The following is a 4217-nucleotide window of genomic DNA, read 5'->3' as shown; positions in this document are numbered from 1 at the left end:
GCCGCCTTCACCCTGACCACCCAGCCACCAGCTACCTCCGTGGTCTGCGCGGGTGCCAGCGCAAGCGCAACCGTCGGCGTCAGCGGAACGACCGCACCGGTCACCTACCAGTGGTATAAAAACAGCCTGGCCAGTCCCGTTGCCAGTCAGACCGCCGCTACCCTGCTGCTGACCAACCTGACAACAGCGGAGTCGGGCAGCTATTTCGTGGTCATTACCGATAACTGCAGCTCCGCTACGTCGGCCGCCTTTACCCTCACGGTTAACACCATCAGTGGCTTTACCGTCTCCTCGGCAACCGTCTGCCCCGGCCAGTCGGTAAACCTCACCGCCAGCGGATGCAGCGGGCAAATCCTGTGGTCAACCGGCGCTACAACGGCTATGATCACCCTGACAGCGGGCAGCAGCACCAGCCTGTTAACGGCCACCTGCACGGCTGGTGGTTGCTCCGCCACCGCTACCGGTCAGGTCGTTGTGGGTGGTATCCAGCCGCCGCCGGCGCAGATCCTGAGCTTCACCGCCGATGAGTCCGCCTGTCCGGTGCGGCTGACGGGTCGCGGTGTGGCCACCTCGTTTACCATGACCGGTACCGGCGGCTATGTCTTCAGCACCGTTTACCGCGAGGGCGCCACGCATGAGGCCGTCGGGCTGAACGTAAAACAGGCAGGGACCTATACCCTGACGGCCACCTACACCAACAGCTGCGGCATCAGCGCGCCGGTGACCAGAACGGTGACCGTGGGCCGCAATTGTCCATAGGTATCAATCTTATATTCACCTTTATACCAGTTCTTTATATATCACATGAAATCTATCAACTACAAGTTATTTCTCGCCTTTCCGGCGGGTCTTATCGGATTTATGTTCCTGCTGCTTAGTGCCTCCGGAGCCCTTGCCCAGACAACGAACACCTGGACGGGCCAGACCGGCAGCGACTGGAACACCGCCGCCAACTGGTCACGGACGGCAGTCCCCGGCACCGGCGATGATGTAGTGATTCCGGCCGGCACTACCAATGCACCGATCCTGAGCACCACAGCTGTTGCCAAATCAGTTGAGGTACAAAGCGGTGCTTCGCTTACCATCAGCAATAGCGGCAGTCTGAGTATTAATGGCAGTAAGTCTTACAGCGGGGCTACCAGAGGTTTTTCCAATAGCGGGCTGGTACGTAACGAGGGTCAGCTGGTGCTGGGTAATATGGGCTCTTCGGGTGAAGTTGGCCTGTACAATACCGCCTCGTTCAGTAATGCTACAGGGGGAATCATACATATTGACGGCTTTTCCGGCTCAGGACTATCCACTGCCGGAAGCTTTGTTAATTCGGCAACAATAGCGATTGGCTCAAAAGTTGCTACAGGTTTTTCCGGGCTAGACAATTATTCATCATTTACGAACACAGCGGGAAGTGTCATTCAAATTGACAGAGTAACCGGCTCTGGTTTACGAAATAACTCCGGAAGCTTTGTTAATTCAGCTACGGTAACGATTGGCTCGATAGCTAGTACAGGATCCTATGGGCTACAAAACCAGTCATCCTTTACTAATACAGCAGGCGGTAGTATACAGATTGACAAGACCAGCCTTAATGGGTTGTATAATTCTAGTGGCAGCTTTGTCAATGAGGCAACTGTTACCATCGGCTCCAGTGTAACAGGTACTGCTATCAGTAATTCCGGATCGATCAACAACCAGGGCTGTCAGGCGCTGATCAATAGTCTGGGGAATGCCACTATCAGTAATGCCGCTTCCTTCTCCAACACCGGCACCCTCATCGAGCGCTCGTCGGGCAACAGCAGCATCAGCTACAACGGCGGGCTGGTGCAGAACCTCAACGGCGGTACATTCACCATTACCGATAACCAGGGCCTGCTCACTACCGCAACCGATCAATTCTGGCGGGGGTGCGTCAGCAGCGACTGGAATACACCCGCCAACTGGTCGGGCGGCACCGTACCCACAGCCACCGACGATGTGACGATTCCGGCCGGTACAGCCTATTCACCCGTGCTGAGCACCACAGCCGTTGCGCACTCAGTGGAAGTACAAAGCGGTGCTTCGCTTACCATCAGCACGACAGGCAGCCTGAGTATTAATGGCTTTAAGTATCTCAGCGGACCTAGACCTAGCAGTGGGTTTTACAATAGCGGGCAGGTCCGTAACGAGGGCCAGCTGATACTGGGTAATACGGGCCCTGTAGGTATTTGTGGGTTGTATAATGAGTCATCGTTCACTAATACGGCCGCAGGAAGCATACAGATTGACCGGGCGGATAATTATGCTTTGGGGAATAATATGAATGGCAGCTTTGTCAACTCGGCAACAATAATCATTGGATCGGGTGCCGACGCAGGAGGCATTGGTTTATATAATACAGCATCGTTTACCAATACCGCCGCGGGAAGTATTCAGATCGACCGGACCAGCAGCTTTGGGTTGTCTAATGAAGTTAATGGTAGTTTTGTCAACTCAGCAGTCATAGTCATTGGATCGGGTGCCGACGCAGGAGGTATTGGTTTATATAATACAGCCTCGTTCACTAACACGGCCGCAGGAAGCATACAGATTGACCGGACCAGCAGCCGTGGGCTGTATAATAGCGGCAGCTTCGTCAATTCAGCGACCATCAACATCGGTACAACTGCCAGTGGGGTAGCTATAGATACCGGTTTATATACTTCGTCATCCTTTAGTAACTTGACAGGCGGCAACATCACTATTGACCGCACCACCGCTGTAGGACTCAATACCAGTAACAATTTTGTCAATCAGGCGACCATTACCATCGGTGCCAGTGTAACAGGTAATGCTATCAGTAATTCCGGACTAATCAACAATCAGGGCTGCCAGGCGCTGATTAATAGCCTGGGAAATGCCTATATTACTAATTTTTCTTCCTTCTCCAACACCGGCACCCTCATCGAGCGCTCGGCGAACTACAGCAGCATCAGTTACAACGGCGGGCTGGTGCAGGACCTCAATGGCGGTACCTTCATCATCACCAATAACCAGGGGCTGCTCACTACCGCAACCGGTCAGTTCTGGCGGGGCTGCGTCAGCAGCAACTGGAATACCCCCGCCAACTGGTCTGCTGGCACCGTACCCACCGCCACCGACGATGTGACAATTCCGGCCGGTACAGCCTATTCACCCGTGCTGAGCACCACAGCCGTTGCGAAGTCGGTAGAAGTGCAAACCGGTGCTTCGCTTACCATCAGCACGACAGGCAGCCTGAGTATTAATGGCAGTAAGTCTTACATTGGATCTACCAGAGGTTTTTCCAATAACGGGCTAGTGCGTAACGAGGGTCAGCTGGTGCTGGGTAGTACGGGCTCTGTGGGTGATTTCGGACTCTACAATACCACCTCGTTCAGTAATGCGACAGGCGGCATCTTACAAATTGACGGATTTTCCGGCGCAGGACTGTACACTACCGGAACCTTCGTTAATTCGGCTACAATAGCGATTGGCTCAATAGGCACTACAGGTTATTTCGGGTTAGATAATTATTCAACATTTACGAACACAGCGGGTGGTTTCATCCAAATTGAGGGATTTACCGACTCTGGTTTACGAAATGGTTCCGGAAGCTTTGTTAATTCGGCTACGATAACAATTGGCTCGATAGCCAGTACGCAGGGGCCCTTTGGAATACAAAATCGTGCATCATTTACCAGTACAACGGGCGCTCTGATACAAATTGACAAAACCAGTTCCTGCGGAATGCTGTGTCTGGCGGGTAGCTTTATTAACTCCGCTACGATAAAGATTGGTTCGATAGCCAGCATAGGATCCTATGGCATACGAAACTTGGCATCCTTTACCAACACAGCGGGAGGTATTATACAGATTGACAGGTCTGCTACTGATGGTTTAGCGAACAATGCAAACACATTCTTTATCAATTCCGCGACTATTACCATCGGCGCTAGTGCAACGGGTAATGCTATTAGTACTGACGGCGCTTTCAACAATCAGGGCTGCCAGGCGCTGATCAATAGCCTGGGGGACGCCGTGATTTCAGGATCTTCTTCCCTCTCCAACACCGGCACCATCATCGAGCGCTCGTCGGGCAACAGCAGCATCAGCTATAACGGCGGGCTGGTACAGAACCTCAACGGTGGCACATTTGCTATTGCCACCGGTCAGCCGCCCCTGAGCGTGTCGGCAATCGATCTTACGACCTGCAACCCCGCCAACGGCTCGCTGACCATCGCAGG

Annotated in this window: 1 protein-coding gene and 1 pseudogene; both read left to right on the top strand. The window is 53.3% G+C overall.

The genetic code is table 11. The features are described from left to right. Positions 1–759: pseudogene (locus BLX24_RS32990) on the top strand (DUF5011 domain-containing protein); the annotation flags it as partial. Between the two features lie 45 nt (positions 760–804). Next, positions 805–4217: beta strand repeat-containing protein (locus BLX24_RS29545; protein WP_143092878.1), on the top strand; the 3413-nt coding region annotated here is incomplete at its 3' end.

Origin of the sequence: Arsenicibacter rosenii (genome assembly GCF_001870735.1) — a bacterium.
Classification (GTDB): Bacteria; Bacteroidota; Bacteroidia; order Cytophagales; family Spirosomataceae; genus Arsenicibacter; species Arsenicibacter rosenii.
This window is presented reverse-complemented; position numbering and strand designations above follow the sequence as displayed.